Raw genomic sequence first — 19,997 nt, forward strand, 5'->3', positions numbered from 1 at the left:
CCCGGCTGCGCCATTGAATCTCCGATATTGCCCGATGACAGTCCTCTCCTACCGCAACGATCCGCCACCCATACAACCTGCGCCCGACACGGGCTTGCTGTCGCTGCTGCTGATGGCCAGCCTGCACGGCATCGCCGCCGACGGCGCCCAGCTCAAGCATGCCTTCGGCCAGGCCGTGTTCACGCGGCAAACCGTCCTGCTTGCCGCGAAACAGCTGGGCTTGACGGCCAAGCTGGTGCGCCAGGCGCCGGCACGGCTGGCGCAATCGCCGCTGCCGGCCATCGCCATCGATAGCGCAGGCCGTTTCTTTATTCTCGGCAAGGTCGAAACGGACGATGACGGCGTGAGCAAGGTGCTGATCCAGCATCCGGGCCAGCCGCCGCAAATCCTTGGCCGCGAAGCGTTCCTTGCCGCCTGGACGGGCGAACTGATCTTTTTCACCAGCAAGGCCAGCTTTGCGGGCGAAACGGCCCGCTTCGACTTCAGCTGGTTCATCCCCGCCATCGTCAAGTACCGCAGGCTGCTGGGCGAAGTGCTGCTGATTTCTTTCGTGCTGCAACTGATCGGCCTGGCCACGCCCCTGTTTTTCCAGGTGGTGATGGACAAGGTGCTGGTCAACCACGCCATGAAAACCCTGCACGTGGTGGCCATCGGCCTGGTCTGTGCCATCGTCTTCGAGGCCGTGCTCAGTCTCATCCGTACCTATGTCTTCGCGCGCACCAGCAGCAAGATCGACGTGGAACTGGGCGCGCGCCTGTTCCGCCACTTGCTGGCCTTGCCGATCGCCTACTTCCAGGCGCGCCGCGTGGGCGATTCCGTGGCGCGCATCCATGAACTGGAAAACATCCGTTCTTTTCTTACCGGCAACGCGATGACCCTGGTGCTGGACTTGCTGTTTTCCTTCATCTTCATCGCCGCCATGCTGTGGTACAGCGCCGCGCTGAGCGTGGTCGTGCTCGTTTCCATTCCCGTCTACGCGGCCCTGTCGATGCTGCTCACGCCCATGCTGCGGGGGAGATTGAACGATAAATTCAACCGCAGCGCGGAAAACCAGTCCTTCCTCGTCGAGACGATCAGCGGCGTCGACACGCTCAAGGCCATGGCCGTGGAACCGCGCTGGCAGCAGCAGTGGGAAAAGCAGCTGGCCGGCTATGTCTCGGCGGGCTTGTCGGCGAATAACATCGGCATGCTGGCCAGCGGCGGCGTCACCCTGGTCAGCAAGCTGGTGACGGCGGCCATCATGTGGTGGGGCGCCACGCTCGTCATCGACGGCAAGATGACGGTGGGCGAACTGGTCGCCTTCAACATGCTGGCAGGGCAGGTGGCCTCGCCCATCCTGCGCCTGGCGCAGCTGTGGAACGATTTCCAGCAAGTGGGCATTTCCATGAGCCGGCTGGGCGATATCCTCAACGCCCGCACGGAAGCGGGCAGCCAGAAGGCGCGCCTGCCGTGTATCGCCGGCGCCATCGATTTCCAGCAAGTGGGCTTCCGTTACCGGCCCGATGCGGCCGAGGTGTTGCGCAATGTGTCGATTGCCATTGCGCCTGGCGAAGTGATCGGCATCGTCGGGCGTTCCGGTTCCGGCAAGAGCACCCTGACGCGGCTGGCGCAGCGCCTGTATATTCCCGAGCGGGGCAAGGTACTGATCGACGGGCAGGATATCGCCGTCATCGACACGGCCTCGCTGCGGCGCCAGATCGGCGTGGTGCTGCAGGAAAACATCCTCTTCAACCGCTCCGTGCGCGACAACATCGCCCTGAGCGACCCGGCGCTGCCCATCGATGCCGTTATCGCCGTGGCGAAACTGGCCGGTGCCCATGATTTCATTTGCGAGTTGCCAGAAGGCTACGACACCATGGTAGGCGAGCATGGCACGGGCCTGTCGGGCGGCCAGCGCCAGCGCATCGCCATCGCCCGCGCCCTGATCGGCAATCCGCGCATCCTGATTTTCGATGAAGCGACAAGCGCGCTCGACTATGAATCGGAAAAAATCATCCAGGACAATATGCGCGGCATTTGCGCGGGGCGCACCGTGTTGATCATCGCCCACCGCCTGTCGGCCGTGCGCGAAGCGAACCGCATCGTGGTCATGGAGCGGGGGCAAGTGGCCGAACTGGGCACGCATGCGGCGCTGCTGGCGAACCCGGGTGGTATCTACGCCCATCTGTACAGCCTGCAGCAGGGCACGAGCGGGAGCGCCGCATGAGCGCCGGCCACCGTCTGGCCGCGTATGGCGAGCTGTTCAAACGCTACGGCCAGGTGCTGCGGCATAGCTGGCGCGACCGCGCCGCATTGCGCGGTCCCGTGCTCAGCGAAGACGAGGCGGCCTTCCTGCCGGCCGCGCTGGCGCTGCAGGAGCGGCCCGTGTCGCCATCGTTGCGCCTGACGGCCAGGGTGCTGATGCTGCTGGTCGGCTGCGTGGTGCTGTGGGCTGTCTTTGGTCAGGTCGACATCATCGTCAATGCGGCCGGCAAGATCATTCCGTCCGGTAATACGAAGACCATCGCCTCGGTCGACGTGGCGGCCGTGCGCGCCCTGCATGTGCGCGAGGGGCAAGCCGTGCAGGCGGGCCAGCTGCTGGTGGAGCTCGACAGCCGCGGTCCGGACGCCGAGCGCGACAAGGCCGCCGGCGACGCGGTGGCGGCCGCGCTGCAGATGGCCCGTTCGCGCGCGCTGATCGCCGCCATCGACACCTTGAAGATGCCGAGGCTGGCGGCGCCCGATGGCGTTTCCGCCGTCCAGCGCCAGGAAGCGCAGGGCCACCTCGATGGCCAGTACGCGAGTTTCCGCGCCAGGCTGGCGCATCTCGACGGGGAAGTCGCCCGCTATGCCCAGGCGCTGCCGCTGGCGGCGCGGCGCGCCGGCGATTACCGGGCCCTGCTGGCCACGCGCGACGTGGCCGAACACGCGTGGCTGGAAAAGGAGCAGGCGCGCATCGACCTGGCCGGCCAGCTGGCGTCGGCCCGCAGCGAGCGCGCGGCCCTGGTGGCGCAGACGCGCAAGGACGCCTACGACGCGCTGACGGAAGGGGCCAGAGTGGCGGCGGCCAGCGGCCAGGATGCGCGCCGCGCAGGTGCCCGCGGCAGCCTGCTGCGCCTGACGGCACCCGTCGACGGCACGGTGCAGCAACTGAAGCTGCATACGGTGGGCGGCGTGGTGCCGGCCGCGCAGGCGCTGATGCAGATCGTGCCGCGCCAGGGCAGGCTGGAAATCGACGCCGTGCTGGAAAACCGCGACGTCGGCTTCGTCCAGGAAGGGCAGCTGGTGGCCGTCAAGGTCGACGCCTTCGACTACACAAAGTATGGCACCGTGCCCGCCGTCGTCCGCAGCGTCTCGCGCGACGCCATCGAAGACGAGAAGAAGGGTCTCGTGTATGCCGTGAAAATCACGCTGCAGCAGCCGGCCATGGTCATCGACGGCAGATTGGTGCCGCTGTCGGCCGGCATGGCGGTGCGCGCGGAAATCCGCACGGGGACGAGAAGGGTGATCGAATACGTGCTCTCGCCGCTGGTGCAGCACCAGAAGGAGGCGCTGCATGAACGCTAGATGCCGCGCCGCCCTGCTCGCCGCTGGCCTGTGCCTGTGCGTGGCCGCCGCGCCAGTCCGGGCCCAGTCCCTGGACGCCGCGCCATGCCCATCCACGCATGATGCTGGTGTACTGCTGACCGTGCCTTTGACCCTGCCGGCGGCCGTCGACCTGGCCCTGTGCCATAACGCGCAAGTGCACGGCGCCTGGGCCGGCATCCGGCTGCAGGCGGCCGGGCTGGGCGAGGCCAAAGCCGCCTATCTGCCGACCCTGAATGCGGGCGCGAGCCGGGTGCACGACCGCACGGCCTATCCGGGCTCCAGCACTGCTTCCGGCAGCTTGAACAGCAGTACGGCCTCGCTGAATCTGTCCTGGCGCCTGTTCGACTTTGGCGGGCGCGCGGCGGGCCAGCGTTCGGCACAGGCCTTGCTTGACGCGGCCCTGGCGAACCGTGACGCCGTGCTGCAAAAGACCCTGGCAGCCACCGTCAGCGCGTATTTCGAGGCGCAGACTGCGCGTGCCAGCGTGCGTATGCGGCAGGAATACCAGGCGCTGGCCCATGAAACGGTGCAGGCCACGCAGCGCCGCGCGCAGCGGGGACTCGGCTCTCACAGCGACACCCTGCAGGCGACGAGCGCCCTGGCCAAGGCGTCCCTGGGCGCCAGCCGCGCCGATGGCGAGTTCCAGAAGGCCCGCGCCGTGCTGGTATATACCCTGGGCTTGCCGGCCGATGCTGGCGTGATCCTGGACGACGATGCGGATGGCGCGGCGGCCGGCTTGCGCGAGGGTTTGCAAGATGAGTTGCAAGCCTGGCTGGCGCTGGCCCAGGCGCAACATCCAGCCATCCTGGCCGCGCAGGCGCAGCTGGCGGCGGCGCGCGAAAGGGTGGAGGTGACCCGGTCGGAGGGCCGTCCCAGCATCGACCTGACGGCCAATCTCTACCAGAACGGACGGCCCAACCAGGGCTTGTCCGCCGCTTCCACGCGCGAAACCCTGGTGGGCATCTCATTGAACATCCCCCTGTTCGACGGTTTTGCGCGCCAATACAAGGTGCGCGGCGCATTGGCGCAGGCCGGGCAAAGGGAAGCCGAGGCCGAGGAAGTGCGGCAGCAGACCTTGATGGAACTCGTGAAGACGCATGCGGAGGCGAGCACGGCGCTGTCCAACCTGGCCGCCTCGCAGGTGTGGCTGGACGCGGCGCGCGATGCCCTGGCCAGCGTGCAGCGCAAGTTCGGCCTGGGCGCGGCGGATATCCTGGAAATGCTGAACACTCAGTCGGCGCTGCTCGAGGCGCAGCAGGAGCGCATCCGTTGCCAGGCGGAATGGCGTTCGGCCCGGCTGCGCCTGCTGGCCAGTGCCGGCGTGCTGGGGCGGGACGAAATCCCGGACGGTGGCGTTAAAAGCGGCGGCAAACTGCGCGCCTCGACGGCGCAATAATGACTATATTGGAGACTGGCCTTCCCGCGCGGGGAGGTGTTGCTATCGACCAAGGGAGACATCATGCACAGCATACAAAAGATTACCCCGTGTTTATGGTTCAACGGCCACGCCGAGGCGGCGGCCCTGTTTTATACGGGGATTTTCCCCAATTCGAAGATCGGCCAGATCCTGCGCTATGGCGAGGAGGGCAGGGAAATCCACGGCCAGGAGCCTGGCAGCGTCTTGACGGTGGCGTTCGAACTCGATGGCCAGACGTTCACGGGACTGAACGGCGGACCCCTGTTCCAGTTTTCCGAAGCGATCTCGTTCCAGGTCAATTGCGAGACCCAGGACGAGGTCGACCACTACTGGAACCAGCTGTCCGAAGGCGGGCCGCCGGAAGCCCAGCAGTGCAGCTGGCTCAAGGACCAGTTCGGCGTATCCTGGCAAATCGTACCCACCATCATGGTCAAGCTGTTGACGGACCCCGATCCCGTCAAGGCCCAGCGCGTGATGAAAGCCATGATGGGCATGAAAAAGATCAACATTGACGAGATCAAGCGGGCCTACGCGGGCTAGGCTGGCCGATCGGGCGGGTGGAGCGGGGCGCACGCCAGCGGCGTGCCCTGTCCAAGATGGCCGGCATTTGCTATAGTCCCAGCCATCTTTCCATCCGCTTACAGACCCTGCCATGACCACAAGCACCAGCAGCACCATCGCGCCCCGCACCTTCGGCACGCCCCTGTCTTCCACCGCCATCAAGGTCATGCTGCTGGGTTCCGGCGAACTGGGCAAGGAAGTGATCATTTCACTGCAGCGACTGGGCGTGGAAGTGATCGCCGTCGACCGTTATCCGAACGCGCCGGGCCATCCGGTGGCGCACCGCTCGCATGTGATCGACATGAGCGACGGCGTGGCGCTGGCCGCCCTGATAGCCCTGGAAAAGCCGGACTTGATCGTGCCGGAAATCGAAGCCATCGCCACCGACACCCTGGCTGCGCTGGAAGCAGCGGGGCAAATCACGTGCATCCCGAATGCCCGGGCGGCCGTGCTGACGATGAACCGCGAAGGCATCCGCACCCTGGCGGCGGAAACCCTGGGCGTGGCGACGTCGCCGTACCGCTTCGCCAGCAGCCTGCAGGAGTTGCAGGCCGCTTGCCAGGAAATCGGCTTCCCGTGCGTCGTGAAACCCGTGATGTCGTCGTCGGGCAAGGGCCAGTCCAAGCTCGATAGCGCGCAAGACGTGGAAACGGCATGGGCGTATGCGGCCAGCGGCAGCCGGGTCGATACGGGCCGGGTCATCGTCGAGGGTTTCATCGACTTCGATTACGAAATCACTTTGCTGACGGTGCGCGCCGTCGGCGCCTCGGGACAGGTCGAGACGCAGTTCTGCGAGCCGATCGGCCACTTGCAGGTGCATGGCGACTACGTGGAATCGTGGCAGCCGGCCCGCATGGCGCCGCTGGCCCTCGAGCGTTCGCGCGACATCGCCCGCAAGGTGACGGACAACCTGGGCGGCCTGGGCCTGTTCGGCGTGGAGCTGTTCGTCAAGGACGACATGGTGTGGTTCTCGGAAGTGAGCCCCCGTCCGCACGACACGGGCATGGTTACCATGGCCAGCCAGGTGCAGAGCGAATTCGAGCTGCACGCGAAAGCCATCCTCGGCTTGCCCGTCAATGTGGCGCTGCGCTCGCCCGGCGCCTCGGCCGTCATCTATGGCCAGCTGGAAGCGAAAGGCATCGCCTTCGAAGGCGTGGCCGATGCCTTGAGCGTGCCGGGCGCGGACTTGCGCCTGTTCGGCAAGCCGGAATCGTTCGCTCGCCGCCGCATGGGCGTGGCGCTGGCCACGGCCGACGATATCGACACGGCCCGCGCGCGCGCCGTGCTGGCCGCATCCAAAGTGAAACCGGTCGCCCGCTGATGGCAGAGGCCACCCTGCCGCAGGCCGACGCCGGCGGCGACGACGTCAAGCGCAAGCTGCGCGGCCACATCGCGCGGCGCAACCTGGCCGGCGCCGCCAATGACTGCAAGTGGAACGAACTGCTGGCCTTCATGCGCGGGCAGCCCGATTGGGCGCCGTCCTACCGTTACGGCTCCGTCACCGGTTATGTGTCGCGCTGGGATACTGAATGGGATTACCACCCGCCGTTCCCGTTCATGGGCGTGGAGTGGCTGGACATCAGCCTGTATTCGGAAGAACACGTGGCCATGCTGCTGCCCAGGAAGATCATCGACCACGGCGTGTGGATCGTGCCGGAACTGGAACGCATCGGCTTCGATTTCGAAGTGCGCGACCGGGTGGCGCGCATCTGGGGCTATTTGCCCCGTTCCTACGACGACTTTCCTCCCGCCGACTAATTCACAGAGTATTCTCATGCCTGAAAACGCTATCCCCCAAGTACCGCAACCTGACGACGCCGTCGTCGGCAAGGAGGCGGGCGCGCAGATGCTGGCCACGGCCTGCGCCGCGCGCGACGCCTTCTATGCCACCCTGGGCGCCATGGACGCCGACGTGCTGGCGCCGCTGGTCAACCCGGCCTTCATGGGCGGCCCGCGCTGGCCATCGTTGCGCCAGGCCTGGAGGGTGATACGACGGAGTGATTCCATCCTCATCGCCAGCGATGGCTTGAGCGATCCGTTCGAGGATGACGACGACGTGTTCGTCCCGCGCGGCCATCTGCTGGAAGTGTGCATCGAGGCGCCGCTGTCCGCCTTCGACGGCAAGGAAGTGGCGCATTCCTGGCTCTTCGACGTCATTTACCAGGTCAGCCAGAACGTGGCCGACCATGGCTCCATCGATTTGCTGGTGCAGCGCCACGGCAGCGTGTCGATGGCGCTGGACTTGCAGCAGGCACCGGAGGGACTGGAAGACGAAAACGAACAGGTGGCTGTGCTGCTGGCCCAGGGCGCAAGCAGCATTCCCCCATCCTTCGACACGCCGTATGGCGAAGTGCTGCTGCTGACGCTTACCGTGCTGCAGCCGGCCGAACTGGCTTACATCAGCGAGGCCGAAGACAAGGCCCGATCGCGGCGCGACCTGGCCGCCGCGCTGGCCGCTTCGCCGACGGGCCATCTGAGCGTGGCCAGGCGGCCGGCCGTCATTCCCCGCTAGGCTGTTCGACGGGCGGCACGGCCGGTTCTTGCGGTGTTTCCTTCGCTTCCATGATGGCCGGCGGCGGCTCGCTCCACTTGCCCGCCGCCTTCAGCTTGTTCTTCAGCCCCGGCAGGGGAAACCCCAGCGCATAGGCTTTTTGCGCGTGCACGCTGGCCTTCTCGTATTCCTTCTTCTTCATATACATCAGGCCCAGGTTGTACTGGATGGTGGCCTGCTCGGGCGCCAAGCGGCTGGCCGCGTCCAGCTGTTCCAGCGCCGTCGCGTCCTGGCCCGTGGAGAGCAAATAGCTGCCATACACCATGCGCGCCGTCACGTCGTGCGGCGCGAAGGCGATCGCCCGCTCAAAATAGCAGCTGACCGTGTAGCGGGCGCCGGGCGGCTGCGCGCTTTTCAGGCGCAAGCCCAGCTTGGCCATCGAGGCCAGCGCCCGGTGGTGATTCGGGAAGTGCTCCAATGTGTAGCTGATGTCGGCGCCCAGGCTGCCCGTCAGGCCCTGCGCGAGCGTTTCCACGGCCCGTGAAAAATGGAACTTTTCGACCACGGACAGGCCCTCGCGGTCTTGCGCGCTCGTATAGTCGCCGCCCGGCGTATGCTTGACGTAGGGCGGGCAATCGGCGGCGCCGGCACCGGCGCAGCAAGCGGCGAGGGCGCAGGCTAACAAGGGATGCTTCATGTCGGGCTCCTGTGACTGACCTGGTCCAGCAAATCGGCCAGGGCGTTGCTGCGGGCTTGCCGCGATTGCAGGGCGATGGCGGCGGGGCTGGCCAGCGGCGCGCGCCCCTGGCGCGCCAGTTCCAGGAAGCGCAGCAGGGCGCGCGCGCAGTCGCTGCCCGACGCCAGCTGGCCGATGGTGTCGATGCCGCAGTGGCGCAGCTTGGCCGCGCTGTCGCCCGCCAGGTCGGTCAGCGCCAGGATGGGCCGGCGGCAGCGCAGGTATTCGTACAGCTTGGCGGGAATCTGCCCGTTGCAGTTGGCCGCCTGCAGCAGCAGCAAGCCGTCGGCGGCCAGCATTTCCTGCAGCGCCGCGCCGTGCGGCTGCAAGGGTTCCAGGCTGACCAGGTCCTGGATGCCGTATTTCACCAGCAATCCCGCCAGCCACGCATCGTGGCCCGTGGCGCGCAGCACCAGCTGGAAATTGCGGGCATGCAGCACGCCGTCGTGCCGCAGCCGTGCCAGGGCTTCGAACAGCGCTTGCGGATCGCGCTCGGACGGGTAGATCACGCCGCTGTGCAGCAGCAGGAAGCGGCTGCGCTGGCCACGCGCTTCGTCCTGCGGCGCGGCGCCCTCGTCATCGTCGTGGCCATTTTCGATCAGACGGAAGCGTTCGCGCCCCACTTGCGCCAGGCGCCGCTGGTGCGCCGCGATGGCGCCCGGCGTGGTGCAGACGATGGCCGCGCTGCGCGCCGCGATGCGCTGTTCGATCCACGCATGCATGCGGTGCAGGCGCGGCTCGGGCGGATACGGCGCCAGCGGGTCGCTGTCATCGAGCATGGGGTCGCGCTGGTCGGCGACCCATGGCAGGCCGCTGAGTTTTTGCAGGGTCAGCGCGATCAGGTGCGCCGTGGCGATCGGATACGTCGACCAGATGGCGTCGGGCCGGTATTGCCGGATCATGCGCAGGCCGGCCGGCACGGCGCTCAGCCACCAGGAACTCCAGCGGTCGGGCAGCGCCAGCCAGCGCGGGTAGCGCCCGTCGATGGCCAAGTGGCGCGCCGCGTCCAGCGCCAAGGTGCGCCGCACGGTGGCTTGCGCGCCGATCTGCGCCAGCTGCGTATCGCCCCGCTGCGCATACGCGAACGGCGCGGGACTGAGCACGAGCGGCTGCCAGCCGCAGTCGGGCAAGTGACGGACAAAGCCCAGGGTGCGCAGGATGCCGCTGCCGCCGGCCAGCGGCGGAAAATGGTAGGCGACCATCAGCACCCGTTTTGGTCGGGCCGCGTTCGGTCGGGCCGCGTTCGGCGAGGTCCTTACCATGACTGCAGCCACCGCGCGCACAGCTGCTCCACTTCGCCGCGCCAGGCGGCGCTGGCGAACGTATGGTTGGCGCCATCGACCTGCGCCTGCGTCCATTGCGGGCGGGCGGCCACGGCCCGCCAGGCAGGATCGCCATCGAGCAGGGCTTGCCACTCGCGCGCGCCCAGGTCCTCGCCGCTGAGGACCAGCAGCACCTTGCCCTGGAATTGCGCCAGCGCCCGCAGCAGGGCTGGCGCGGGCGCGTCGTCTTCCGGCGTTGCCGGTTCTTGCGTGGCGGTGGCCACCTGCCGCAGCGAGGCCAGGCTGGCGCCCAGTCGCAGTCCGCCGCTGGCCAGCTTGCGCCAGAAATCGCCTTGCAGCAGGCGTGGCAGATAATAGTGGCGCAGGGTGGCGCGCGCCAGGCCGGCGCTGCTGCGCACCCACGGGTTGAGCAGGACCAGCGCTTTGACGCGCGCGTCATGCGGCGCATGGCAGGCGGCGGCCGTGGCGCCGTCGCACAAGCCCCACAGCGCCACTTCGCGCAAGGCCGGCACGGCATCGAAGAATTGCGCCAGCGCACCGGCGATGTCGGGACCGGCGGCGCGGTAATCGCGCGCGCTGCCCTCGCTGTCGCCCATGCCGCGCAAGTCGAAACGCAGCACGGGCCAGCCTTGCGCTGCCAGGGCGCGGGCCAGCAAGACGAACTGGCGGTGGCTGCCGGCGCGGTACTGCGGCCCGCCCGTGACGATCAATACGCCGCGCCGGCCCGGCACGTCGGGCAGGCTGAGGATGCCGGCCAGGCGCGCCTGCGCCTCGCTGTCTTCAGCTGTGCTGCGAAAGCGCAGGGCCAGCTCGCGCACGGCGTGCGCCGCGGGGTGCTGCAGGCCGTCGTCGCGCTTCATGGCGGGGGCCTTTCCTCGTCGAGCCAGTCGCGGCACAGTTTCCGCGTGGCGTACAGCAGTTGCGGACACGCCAGCAGTTCGCCGCTGTGCCAGAACGGGCCGTCATCGAAGCTGGCCACATGCACGGCGGCGCCGCGTTCGCGCCATTGCCGGGCCAGCAGCGGCGGCGACCACGGGCCCGTTTGGTCCGCCGCGTGGTAATCGAGCCAGTAGACAGGCATGGCGGGCAGCAGCGCGGCTACGCTGACGTCATCGATGGCCTGCGCCAGTTCTGGCGCCAGCAGGTAGCCGGCCACTTCCACAGCTTCACCGTTCGCCAGCGCGGCGCGCGCCTGGCCGGGCGCTTCCTGTGTAGTCCCGGCCAGCATGCGGGTCGCCAGGCGCAGGCGCAGGAAGCGGTCGATGCTGCGCCGCCCGTCGAGTTCCGGTTGCCACAGCAGCAAGCGCGCCAGGGGCAGCGGCGGGCGGCTGGCGAAATCGAGGGCCAGCAGGGCGCCCAGGCGCAAGCCCCACACGGTCAAGGGGCCGTCGACCCGCTGCGCCATCCACGCGCAAGCCAGGTGCAGGTCGTTGTGCCAGATGTCCCAGCGCGCTTCGCCAAAGTCGCCGCTGCTGTCGCCGCAGCCAAACAGGTCGATCTGCAGCACGCTGTAGCCGGCGGCGGCAAAGGCGCGCGCCTGCGCGGCGGCCACGTGGCGGCTTTTATTGAGCTCTTCGGCAAATGGATGGACGTAGAGGATGCCGCCGCGCGCGGCCTGGCCCGGCGGCGGCAGGTGCAGCAGGCAGTAGCGCTGGCCGCCGCTGGCGGGCAGGAAGAAGGGCAGCAGCGGCAGCGCATCGAGGGCGGCGCGGTTCATGGTCGCAGCTTTGCAAACACGAAATCGTGCAGGGTGCCCACGGTGGCGAAGTGGCGCGCGTGGATGTCGTCGTCGGCGACGCTGATGCCGAAATGGTCTTCCAGCGCGGCGATCACGCCGATCACGGCCATCGAGTCGAGTTCCGGCACGCTGCCCAGGAGCGGCGTGTGGGCCTCCAGCACGCGCCCGTTCAAGCCCAGGGTGGTGTCGAGGATGTGCTTTACTGCTTCAAGATGCGGCATGTCAGCTCCAGGGAAGGGTAGTGCGGCAGGGACGACGTATCGAAGGCCAGGCAGGGGATATCGCCGGGGCGGCGCGACAGGTGCAGGTAAGGCGGCAGGCTGGCGGCCATGGCTTGCCAGCGGCCGCAGCGGATAAACGTGGCCGTGCCCAGCGCGTGCGTGCCCAGGCGCGCATGGGCGCCCAGCGAGGCGCGGTTGAAGCGCGAAATGCGGCTGCACGACCAGCGCACGCCCTGCGCGTACAGCACGGCGTTGGCTTCTTCCCACAGGCGCGCGAAGACCAGGCCGCCCCGTTGTTCCGGATGCACCCACACGTCCAGGTCCCACGACGACTGCTGCGACGCCAGCGCATAGCGGGCGCGCACCTCGTCTTCCTGGCAGCCGTGGCGCAGCAGCCAGATCCAGCCGGCCATGCCGGTCTTGTTCCGCGCCACCAGGCATTGCGCACCCTGGCGATAGCGTTCGCCCAGCGCGCCGGGCCGGCGCTCGGGACCGGGGGGCAAGTCCGCTTCCGCCAGGCAGGGCGTCACCGTGATCGACTGGCCGCGCCCGCGGCACAGGGAACCGGGCGCCACGGCTTGCGCGACGAATTGGTAGCGGTACAGCGCGCAGCGCCCGCCCGGCATGCGGGCCAGCAGCCGTGCCACGGCCAGCCAGGCGCTGTCGCGCCAGCCCAGCTGGCGAAGGCTGTCGGCTAGCCGTTGCAGCAAGGGAAATTCCGGGGACAGGGCCATGGCGGTCGAGGATGGGGCGGCTATGCAGCCAACGCTGTCCATTAGAGCGCAGCGGCCCGGGGCCGATGTTGCGCGGCCTCAAGCATTGCGCCGGATCGGCGGCCGGCCGCCGCGAGAGGCGCTTACTTGATAAAAATCAACACTGCCGCGCCCGTTTGTCCCAATCATAGGGGATGCATGACCTGGCATGCCGAGCAGAGGGGCGAAACGATGGCGACACTGATACACGATCTGATCTTCGAAACGGCGCAGCGCGCCCCCCACGCGCCGGCCCTGTCGTGGCAGGGCGAGGAAATAGGCTATGCCGCGCTGGCGCAGTCCGTGCGCGAGGCGGCCGGCACCCTGCTGACCCTGGGCTTGCAGTGTGGCGCGCGCGTGGCCGTGTACCTGGAAAAACGCCCGGAAAACATCAGCGCCATGTTCGGTACGGCGGCCGCCGGCGGCGTGTTCGTGCCCGTCAATCCGCTGCTCAAGCCGGACCAGGTGGCCTACATCCTGGCCGATTGCAATGTGACCATCCTTGTCACGTCGCGCGAACGCCTGGCGCAGCTGGGTCCGGCGCTGGCCGCCTGTCCGGACTTGCGGACGGTGCTGCTGACGGGTGAAGGGCATGCGGAGTCCAGCCTGGACAAGGTCCGCGTGCTGCCGTGGACTGCGGTGCCCGCCAATGTGCCCGCCTTTGGTGCGCCCGTACCCAAGCCGCATGTGGCGATCGACATCGATATGGCCGCCATTTTATATACCTCCGGCAGCACGGGGCGGCCGAAAGGCGTGGTGCTGTCGCATCGCAACATGCTGGCGGGCGCGCTCAGCGTGTCGGGCTACCTGCGCAACACGCCGGAGGACCGCATTTTATGCGTCCTGCCGCTCAGTTTTGATTATGGCCTGAGCCAGCTGACGACGGCGTTTGCCAGCGGCGCCTGCGCCGTGCTGATGAATTATCTGCTGCTGCGCGATATCGTCGAAGCCGTGGAGCAGGAAGCCATCACGGGCCTGGCCGCCGTGCCGCCCCTGTGGGTGCAGCTGTCGCAGCTGAGCTGGCCATTGTCCACGCCCTTGCGCTACATCACCAATTCGGGCGGCGTGATGCAACGCTCCACGCTCGACAAGCTGCGCCAGTCGTTGCCGCGCACCCAGGTCTACCTGATGTATGGCTTGACGGAAGCGTTCCGTTCCACCTACCTGGCGCCGGAACAGCTGGAGCGGCGCCCCGATTCCATCGGGCAAGCGATTCCCAACGCGGAAGTGCTGGTGCTGCGTCCGGATGGCAGCGTGTGCGACGCGGACGAGCCGGGCGAGCTGGTGCACCGCGGCGCGCTGGTGGCGCTCGGCTACTGGAACGATGCGGCGCGCACGGCCGAGCGCTTCAAGCCGCTGCCGCCGCAGGCCAGCGGCCTGGTGCTGCCGGAACTGGCCGTCTGGTCGGGCGACACGGTGCGCCGCGATGCGGATGGCTATCTGTATTTCGTGGGTCGCAGCGATGACATGATCAAGACGTCCGGCTACCGGGTCAGCCCGGCCGAGATCGAGGAAGTGGCGTATGCAAGCGGGCTGGTGGGCGAGGCCGCGGCGCTGGGCTTGCCCCACGCCGTGCTGGGCCAGGCCATCGCCTTGCTCATCACGCCCGCGCCCGGTGTGGAATTGCTGCGCGACAGCGTGCTGGCGGCCTGCCGCGCCCGCTTGCCCAGCTATATGGTGCCGCTGTGGGTGGAAATCCGCAACGGCGTGCTGCCGCGCAATCCGAACGGCAAGATCGACCGTCCCTTGCTGGCCAGGGAACTGGCACGCGCGTATGCGGTCCAAACAGGAGATGCCGCATGAAGGACTTGATCCACTCGAACAATACGGAATTGCCACCGCACCCACCGCTGCGCCAGTTTGCCGTGGAAAACGACATGCTGCTGGTCGGCGGCATGCCCCTGCGCCGGCTGGCCCAGCGGGTAGGCAGCACGCCGTTCTATGCCTATGACCGGGCGCACATCACGCGCCGCGTGGCGGAACTGCGCGCCGCCTTGCCCGCTGACGTGCACGTGCATTACGCCATGAAGGCCAACCCCATGCCTGCCGTGGTGCAGTGGCTGGCGGGCTTGGTCGATGGCATCGACGTGGCGTCGGGCGGGGAACTGGCGACGGCGCTCGATACGCCCATGCCGGCCGAGCGCATCAGTTTTGCGGGGCCGGGCAAGAGCGATGGCGAACTGGCGCGGGCCGTGGCGGCTGGCGTGCTGATCAACGTGGAGTCTGGCGCCCAGCTGGAAAGGGTGGCGCTGGCCAGTGAACGGCTGGGCGTGACGGCCAGGGTGGCCGTGCGTGTGAATCCCGATTTCGCCTTGCGCCGCACGGGCATGCGCATGGGCGGGGGCGCGCAGCCGTTTGGCGTCGATGCGGCCCTCGTGCCGGCATTGCTGGGCCGCATCGGCCAGCTGGGGCTGGATTTTCACGGCTTTCACCTGTATGCGGGGTCGCAAAGCCTGTCGGCGACGGCCCTGGCCGAAGCGCAGGCCCTGAGCGTGCAGCTGGCCCTGCAACTGGCCGACAGCGCGCCATCGCCCTTGCGCACCCTTAATATCGGCGGCGGCTTTGGCGTACCGTATTTTCCCGGCGACCAGGCGCTCGACCTGGCGCCCGTGGCCGCAGGCTTGCAGCGGCAGCTCGCCATCCTGGCCCAGGCGGCACCGGGCGCGCGCCTGAACCTGGAACTGGGCCGCTATCTGGTGGCCGAGGCGGGCGTGTATGTGTGCAAGGTGCTCGAACGCAAGGTGTCGCATGGACAAGTGTTTCTGGTGACGGATGGCGGCTTGCACCATCATTTGGCCGCGTCCGGCAACTTTGGCCAGTTGATCCGCAAGAATTATCCGGTCGCCATCGGCAACCGGCTGCAGGGCGGGGCGCGCGAAGTGGCGTCCGTCGTGGGACCGTTGTGCACGCCGTTGGACTTGCTGGCCGACCAGATGGAGATGGCGCGCGCCGAAGAGGGCGACCTGGTGGTGGTGTTCCAGTCGGGCGCGTATGGCTTGACGGCCAGTCCGACGGCCTTTCTCGGCCATCCGCTGCCGGCCGAGGTACTCGTATGAGCGGCCTGTGCGGTTGGTTGGCGATGGCGGGCGGGGGGCATGCCGGCGGCAGCGCAGCCGATGGTGCAGCCCAGGCCGCCTTGGCCAGCATGGCGGCGCCCTTGTCGCGCTTCGATAGCGCGCCCCTGGCCGACAGCTTGAGCGAAGTGGGTGGGGTGGCCGTGGCCGCCATCGACGGCAGCCGCCATGTGTACCAGCAAGATGGCTTGCAGGTGGTCATCTGGGGCCGGCCCGAACTCGACGGCTCGGCGGACGACGTGGCATGCCGCCTCGCTTCCCTGTGGCTGAGCCGGGGCGTGGCGGCTTGCGCCAGCCTGTCGGGGCCATTTGCGCTGGCCATTCTCGACGCCTTTTCCGGCTCGGCCCTGCTGGCCGTGGACCGTGCCGGCATACACCCGCTCAGCTACGCGAACAATGCGCAAGGCTTGTTCTTTGCTTCCTCGCATGACGCCTTGCTGGCCCATCCGTCCGTGCGTGGGGCGCTCGATCCGCAAGCTCTGTATCACTATTTGTTCTTCCACATGGTGCCCGGCCCGGCCACGGCCTATCTTGGCCAGCAGCGCTTGTTGCCCGGTGAATACCTTCATGTGCGGGGCGGCAAGCAATGCAAGGGCAGCTACTGGCAACTGGCCTTCCAGGAGCCGGCTGCACGCACGCGGGCCAGCTTTGCCAGCAACAAGCAGGAATTCCTGCGCCTGCTGCGCCAGGCCGTGGAAAGCGGCCTGGGTGCGGATGGGGCGGACACGGGGGCGTTTCTCAGCGGCGGCACGGACAGTTCCACCCTGGCCACCATCATGGGCCAGGTGACGGGCCGGCCCGCGCGCACGTATTCCATCGGTTTTGACGCGCCCGGCTATGATGAAATGGCGTATGCGCGCCTGGCCGCCAGCCATGCGGGCAGCATCCACCACGAACGCTACGTGACGCCAAACGACGTGCTGGCCGCGATTCCCGCCATGGCGGCCATTTTCGACCAGCCTTTCGGCAATGCCTCGGCCATTCCCGCCTACTATTGCGCGCAGATGGCGCGCGAGGATGGCGTGACGCGCCTGCTGGGCGGCGACGGCGGCGATGAATTGTTTGGCGGCAATGAGCGCTATGCGCACCAGGCCTTGCTGTCGCAGTACGAGCGCTTGCCCGTCATGTTGCGCCAGGCCATCATCGAGCCGCTGCTGTTCCGCGAGCGCGCGGGCAAACCGTGGCGGCTGGGCGACAAGGCGCGCCGCTACATCGAGCAGGCGAGCCTGCCGCTGCCGGCCCGCCTCGACAGCTACAACCTGCTGCTGCGCCATGGCCACCGCACGGTGCTGGAAGCGGGTTTTATCGATACCATCGACCCGGGCATGGCGCCTGGCTGCGTGAATGGCGCGTATTGGGAACGCCAGGGTCAGGGCTTGAGCCAGATCAATGAGTTGCTGGCGCTGGACATGCGGTTTACCCTGGCCGACAACGACCTGTTCAAGGTGCGCAAGGCGTGCGAACTGGCCGGCGTGGAAGCGGCGTTTCCCTTCCTGCACGATGCGATGGTGGCGTTCGCTGCACGCCTGGCGCCGCAGGATAAGCTCGACGGCATGCGCCTGCGGCCTTTCTTCAAGCGGGCGCTGGCGGAAATCCTGCCGCCGGCCATCGTGCGCAAGAAAAAGCACGGCTTCGGCTTGCCTTTCGGCCAGTGGCTGCACAGCCACGTGCCGCTGCGCGAGTTTGCCTTCGATAATCTGACCCAGCTGCGCGGGCGCGGCATCGTGCGGCCCGCCTTCATCGACGATCTGCAAGGGCGCTTGCTGGCGGAACACCCTGCCTATCACGGCACCATGGTGTGGCTGCTGCTGATGCTGGAACAGTGGCTCAGCCAGCATCCGGGCGCACTGGGTGCGCTTGCCGGCGGTTTTGCCGCATGCGCCACAGAAACGCCAGGCGTCCTCGATCCCACGGCGTAAAGCGGGGCAACTGCAGCAGGTCGAGTTCCGCGCCGGGGCGCGCCACGCCCCAGTCCGTCGCGACGGCCGCCTTGAAACCGAGGTCTTTGACCATGGCCACGTGCGGCGCGCCGTAGTCGCGTCCGGCCTTGCCATTCGGATAGGCAAACAGGGAGACGGGCGCCTGGATCAGCGCTTCCAGCTGCTGCTTGCCATGGGCGATGTCGCGCTGCGCGGCGCGATCCGCCAAGGTGGACAGGATCGGATGGCTGGCCGTGTGCGCGCCCAGTTCCATGCCGGCCACATGCAGCTGGCGCAGCTGCGCCGTGCTCAGCATCGCCGCCGGGCCTACCGTGGCGCCCGCCTGGCGGCGGATCTGCATGGCCAGCTGCTGGCGGCGGGCAAATGGCTGGTATTTGAGCTGGCCCAGCAAGGTGGCGATGGCCACCTGCCGCTGTGCCAGGCTGGCGACGGGGAACGTTCCCAGGCCGTGTACGCGCAAGTCCAGCACGGGGCCGGCCGCCTGGCGCACGGCCTCGACCACCGTATCGTTCCACATCTGTCCGCCGTCCAGATAGCCCGTGGCGATAAAGAATGTGGCGTGCAAGCCATGGCGCTGCAGCAGCGGCAGGGCCACTTGCGCATTGTCCGCATAGCCATCGTCGAAGGTGATGCAGGCGGCGCGCGGCGGCAGGCTGCCATCCTGCAAGCGCCGCACGGCATCGCTGAGCGGCAGCGGCGTATAGAAACGTTGCAACAGGCGCAGCTGGCGCTGGAACAGGGCCGCATCCACTTCGCCGGGAAACAGCGGATCGCGCCGTGCCAGCACGCGGTGGTAGATCAGGATGGACAGCGTCGCCGTCATGGCTGCTCCGCCACCGTTGCCCGCGCCTTGGCCGGGCGGGATGCAAGAGCCGGCGCCTGCTGTTCGACGATGATGCGCGTGGCGATCAGGGCGGCCATCAGGTAATACGGCATGTCGAAGTACAGCAGGCTGAGGAAGGCGCCCCCCACGGCAAAGCCGATCAGGCTGGCCTGGCTCATGGTGGCCAGGCCGTGCGCCCAGCGCAATTCCGGCTTGCCCCGCGTGCGGCGGATGATGGCGGCCGCCGTGCGCCAGGTGGCGATGCCCAGCGCCAGGTAAATGAAGAGGCCGACGAAGCCGTGTTCGCCCAGCGCCTGGAAATAGATGCTGTGCGCCGCATGCACATCCGTGGGAATGGGCGCATAGCGGGCAAAGATGGCGGCGTCGGAGACGTCGAAGCCGCCTCCGAGAAAACGGTCGCGCGCCAGGTTCCAGGCCATGCGCCAGGCATTCAGGCGGCCCATGGCGGACACATCGTCCTGATACGTGTTGATGGTGTCCATGCGTTCGGCCCAGCGCTCGGGCATGAAGGCCAGCAACAGCGGCGTGACCGTGCCGAGCAGCGCGCCCAGCACCATCTTGCGCTCGCTTTTCAGCCACATGAACAGGCCCATGGCGGCGATGGCCAGCAGCGCGCCGCGCGAATACGAGCCCAGTGCGGACAGCGCGGACAGCAGCATGGCCGCCGACAGGCCGTGGCGATGCCAGCGCTTGTCCGTGTTTTGCTGCAGATAATACATGAGGGGGATGGTGATGATCAGGGCCAGGGCCAGCGCATTGTTATCGCCAATAAATGTTTCTTCCGGTCCCCAGACCCGCTCCGTGCCGCCGCTGCGGATGGTGAAGATGCCGCCTTTCACGCCGTAGTAGCCGATCGAAACCACCAGCACCCAGACCAGGCGCACGATGTCCTGCCGCGTGCGTATCACCATCATCACCACAAAGCTCATCAGCATGATCTTCATGACCTTGTTCCACTGCACCCACGACGACTCGGGCAGCAAGGCGAACGGCGCCGTCAGGTTCATCCACGCGACGAACAGCAGCAGCAGCACGCTGATGGGCGTCAGGGGCAGGTTTTTCGGCTCGCGTGTCATCACTAGGCTGACCAGGGTGGCGATGGCGATGATGAAGGCGAACGGCATGTGGGTGGCGAAACCCCAGCCCTGCGTGTGCGGGTTCATGACGCTGACCCAGACCCACATCAGGCCGCCGATGGCCGGCGCCTTCAGGATGAAGGGCAGCGAACCCAGGATGATGACGGTGATCAATATGTCGCGCATGAAGGGGGATGCTCCTGGTGTTGCCCGGCTTGCCAAGGTCTTGATGCCTGTCAACGGGCTGGCGGGCAGGCTCAGTACACTGGATCAATACCGCTCGGCGTTGTGGAAACT

Annotated in this window: 18 protein-coding genes; 10 read left to right on the forward strand and 8 right to left on the reverse strand. The window is 67.5% G+C overall.

Annotated features, from left to right (window positions below; translation table 11 throughout):
* Positions 1-34 precede the first annotated feature (34 nt).
* The 7 genes from O3297_RS06595 to O3297_RS06625 all read left to right on the forward strand — a co-directional run bounded on the left by O3297_RS06595 (position 35) and on the right by O3297_RS06625 (position 8,057).
* The gene (locus tag O3297_RS06595; protein ID WP_305048117.1) at positions 35-2,206 is read left to right on the forward strand and encodes a type I secretion system permease/ATPase; all 2,172 of its coding nucleotides are present in this window, start codon (positions 35-37) and stop codon (positions 2,204-2,206) included.
* Positions 2,203-3,546, forward strand: coding sequence for an HlyD family type I secretion periplasmic adaptor subunit (locus O3297_RS06600; protein ID WP_305048118.1), 1,344 nt, complete (start codon positions 2,203-2,205; stop codon positions 3,544-3,546). The genes O3297_RS06595 and O3297_RS06600 overlap by 4 nt, the downstream gene beginning before the upstream one ends.
* Positions 3,536-4,963, forward strand: a complete 1,428-nt coding sequence (locus tag O3297_RS06605; protein WP_305048119.1) for a TolC family protein — start codon at positions 3,536-3,538, stop codon at positions 4,961-4,963. Before O3297_RS06600 ends, O3297_RS06605 begins: the two co-directional genes overlap by 11 nt.
* A 63-nt stretch (positions 4,964-5,026) precedes the next feature.
* Positions 5,027-5,524, forward strand: coding sequence for a VOC family protein (locus O3297_RS06610; RefSeq protein WP_034787377.1), 498 nt, complete (start codon positions 5,027-5,029; stop codon positions 5,522-5,524).
* A gap of 112 nt (positions 5,525-5,636) precedes the next feature.
* Complete coding sequence (gene purT, locus O3297_RS06615) at positions 5,637-6,866, forward strand: formate-dependent phosphoribosylglycinamide formyltransferase (RefSeq protein WP_071653317.1); 1,230 nt, start codon at positions 5,637-5,639, stop codon at positions 6,864-6,866.
* The gene (locus O3297_RS06620) at positions 6,866-7,303 is read left to right on the forward strand and encodes a DUF6678 family protein (protein ID WP_305048120.1); all 438 of its coding nucleotides are present in this window, start codon (positions 6,866-6,868) and stop codon (positions 7,301-7,303) included. Before purT ends, O3297_RS06620 begins: the two co-directional genes overlap by 1 nt.
* Before the next feature lie 16 nt (positions 7,304-7,319).
* Positions 7,320-8,057 carry a hypothetical protein gene (locus O3297_RS06625; RefSeq protein WP_305048121.1) on the forward strand — a complete coding sequence of 246 codons (738 nt, stop codon included), beginning with the start codon at positions 7,320-7,322 and terminating at the stop codon, positions 8,055-8,057.
* On the opposite strand, the gene O3297_RS06630 is transcribed toward O3297_RS06625, so the two are convergent.
* From O3297_RS06630 to O3297_RS06655, 6 genes are read right to left on the reverse strand one after another with little or no spacing between them, the layout of a single operon-like run.
* Positions 8,044-8,733 carry an ABC transporter permease gene (locus O3297_RS06630; RefSeq protein ID WP_305048122.1) on the reverse strand — a complete coding sequence of 230 codons (690 nt, stop codon included), beginning with the start codon at positions 8,731-8,733 and terminating at the stop codon, positions 8,044-8,046. The genes O3297_RS06625 and O3297_RS06630 overlap by 14 nt on opposite strands.
* On the reverse strand, positions 8,730-9,974 hold the full coding sequence (locus O3297_RS06635; RefSeq protein ID WP_305048123.1) for a glycosyltransferase: 1,245 nt from the start codon (positions 9,972-9,974) through the stop codon (positions 8,730-8,732). The genes O3297_RS06630 and O3297_RS06635 overlap by 4 nt, the downstream gene beginning before the upstream one ends.
* 53 nt (positions 9,975-10,027) lie before the next feature.
* Positions 10,028-10,915, reverse strand: a complete 888-nt coding sequence (locus O3297_RS06640) for a hydrolase 1, exosortase A system-associated (protein ID WP_305048124.1) — start codon at positions 10,913-10,915, stop codon at positions 10,028-10,030.
* Positions 10,912-11,772, reverse strand: a complete 861-nt coding sequence (locus O3297_RS06645; RefSeq protein ID WP_070254371.1) for a hydrolase 2, exosortase A system-associated — start codon at positions 11,770-11,772, stop codon at positions 10,912-10,914. Before O3297_RS06645 ends, O3297_RS06640 begins: the two co-directional genes overlap by 4 nt.
* Positions 11,769-12,014: an acyl carrier protein gene (locus O3297_RS06650; protein ID WP_070254372.1), complete on the reverse strand. Its 246-nt coding sequence runs from the start codon at positions 12,012-12,014 to the stop codon at positions 11,769-11,771. Before O3297_RS06650 ends, O3297_RS06645 begins: the two co-directional genes overlap by 4 nt.
* Positions 11,993-12,748 (reverse strand): hypothetical protein, encoded by a 756-nt coding sequence (locus tag O3297_RS06655; protein ID WP_099387701.1) that lies wholly within the window; start codon positions 12,746-12,748, stop codon positions 11,993-11,995. Before O3297_RS06655 ends, O3297_RS06650 begins: the two co-directional genes overlap by 22 nt.
* Before the next feature lie 210 nt (positions 12,749-12,958).
* Between O3297_RS06655 and O3297_RS06660 the strand changes: the two genes are divergently transcribed.
* From O3297_RS06660 to O3297_RS06670, 3 genes are read left to right on the forward strand one after another with little or no spacing between them, the layout of a single operon-like run.
* The gene (locus O3297_RS06660) at positions 12,959-14,569 is read left to right on the forward strand and encodes an acyl-CoA ligase (AMP-forming), exosortase A system-associated (RefSeq protein ID WP_305048125.1); all 1,611 of its coding nucleotides are present in this window, start codon (positions 12,959-12,961) and stop codon (positions 14,567-14,569) included.
* Positions 14,566-15,822, forward strand: a complete 1,257-nt coding sequence (locus O3297_RS06665) for a pyridoxal-dependent decarboxylase, exosortase A system-associated (RefSeq protein ID WP_305048127.1) — start codon at positions 14,566-14,568, stop codon at positions 15,820-15,822. The genes O3297_RS06660 and O3297_RS06665 overlap by 4 nt, the downstream gene beginning before the upstream one ends.
* Positions 15,819-17,759 carry an asparagine synthetase B gene (locus tag O3297_RS06670; protein ID WP_305048128.1) on the forward strand — a complete coding sequence of 647 codons (1,941 nt, stop codon included), beginning with the start codon at positions 15,819-15,821 and terminating at the stop codon, positions 17,757-17,759. The genes O3297_RS06665 and O3297_RS06670 overlap by 4 nt, the downstream gene beginning before the upstream one ends.
* Here the strand turns inward: O3297_RS06670 and O3297_RS06675 are convergent.
* A complete protein-coding gene (locus tag O3297_RS06675; RefSeq protein ID WP_305048129.1) occupies positions 17,668-18,603 on the reverse strand; it encodes a polysaccharide deacetylase family protein in 936 nt (311 codons plus the stop codon). The two genes, O3297_RS06670 and O3297_RS06675, sit on opposite strands and share 92 nt — an antisense overlap.
* Complete coding sequence (locus O3297_RS06680; protein WP_211549505.1) at positions 18,600-19,886, reverse strand: putative O-glycosylation ligase, exosortase A system-associated; 1,287 nt, start codon at positions 19,884-19,886, stop codon at positions 18,600-18,602. The genes O3297_RS06675 and O3297_RS06680 overlap by 4 nt, the downstream gene beginning before the upstream one ends.
* Positions 19,887-19,997 lie beyond the last annotated feature (111 nt).

Origin of the sequence: Janthinobacterium sp. SUN128, assembly GCF_030587275.1 — a bacterium.
GTDB classification, from domain to species: Bacteria; Pseudomonadota; Gammaproteobacteria; order Burkholderiales; family Burkholderiaceae_D; genus Janthinobacterium; species Janthinobacterium lividum.

Coding starts and splice junctions, on each gene's coding strand:
- O3297_RS06625 (WP_305048121.1), top strand. CDS start 7,320: ATGCCTGAAAACGCTATCCCCCAAGTACCGCAACCTGACGACGCCGTC.
- O3297_RS06655 (WP_099387701.1), bottom strand. CDS start 12,748: ATGGCCCTGTCCCCGGAATTTCCCTTGCTGCAACGGCTAGCCGACAGC.
- purT (WP_071653317.1), top strand. CDS start 5,637: ATGACCACAAGCACCAGCAGCACCATCGCGCCCCGCACCTTCGGCACG.
- O3297_RS06660 (WP_305048125.1), top strand. CDS start 12,959: ATGGCGACACTGATACACGATCTGATCTTCGAAACGGCGCAGCGCGCC.
- O3297_RS06675 (WP_305048129.1), bottom strand. CDS start 18,603: ATGACGGCGACGCTGTCCATCCTGATCTACCACCGCGTGCTGGCACGG.
- O3297_RS06605 (WP_305048119.1), top strand. CDS start 3,536: ATGAACGCTAGATGCCGCGCCGCCCTGCTCGCCGCTGGCCTGTGCCTG.
- O3297_RS06630 (WP_305048122.1), bottom strand. CDS start 8,733: ATGAAGCATCCCTTGTTAGCCTGCGCCCTCGCCGCTTGCTGCGCCGGT.
- O3297_RS06645 (WP_070254371.1), bottom strand. CDS start 11,772: ATGAACCGCGCCGCCCTCGATGCGCTGCCGCTGCTGCCCTTCTTCCTG.
- O3297_RS06620 (WP_305048120.1), top strand. CDS start 6,866: ATGGCAGAGGCCACCCTGCCGCAGGCCGACGCCGGCGGCGACGACGTC.
- O3297_RS06610 (WP_034787377.1), top strand. CDS start 5,027: ATGCACAGCATACAAAAGATTACCCCGTGTTTATGGTTCAACGGCCAC.
- O3297_RS06600 (WP_305048118.1), top strand. CDS start 2,203: ATGAGCGCCGGCCACCGTCTGGCCGCGTATGGCGAGCTGTTCAAACGC.
- O3297_RS06680 (WP_211549505.1), bottom strand. CDS start 19,886: ATGCGCGACATATTGATCACCGTCATCATCCTGGGTTCGCTGCCCTTC.
- O3297_RS06595 (WP_305048117.1), top strand. CDS start 35: ATGACAGTCCTCTCCTACCGCAACGATCCGCCACCCATACAACCTGCG.
- O3297_RS06670 (WP_305048128.1), top strand. CDS start 15,819: ATGAGCGGCCTGTGCGGTTGGTTGGCGATGGCGGGCGGGGGGCATGCC.
- O3297_RS06635 (WP_305048123.1), bottom strand. CDS start 9,974: ATGGTCGCCTACCATTTTCCGCCGCTGGCCGGCGGCAGCGGCATCCTG.
- O3297_RS06650 (WP_070254372.1), bottom strand. CDS start 12,014: ATGCCGCATCTTGAAGCAGTAAAGCACATCCTCGACACCACCCTGGGC.
- O3297_RS06665 (WP_305048127.1), top strand. CDS start 14,566: ATGAAGGACTTGATCCACTCGAACAATACGGAATTGCCACCGCACCCA.
- O3297_RS06640 (WP_305048124.1), bottom strand. CDS start 10,915: ATGAAGCGCGACGACGGCCTGCAGCACCCCGCGGCGCACGCCGTGCGC.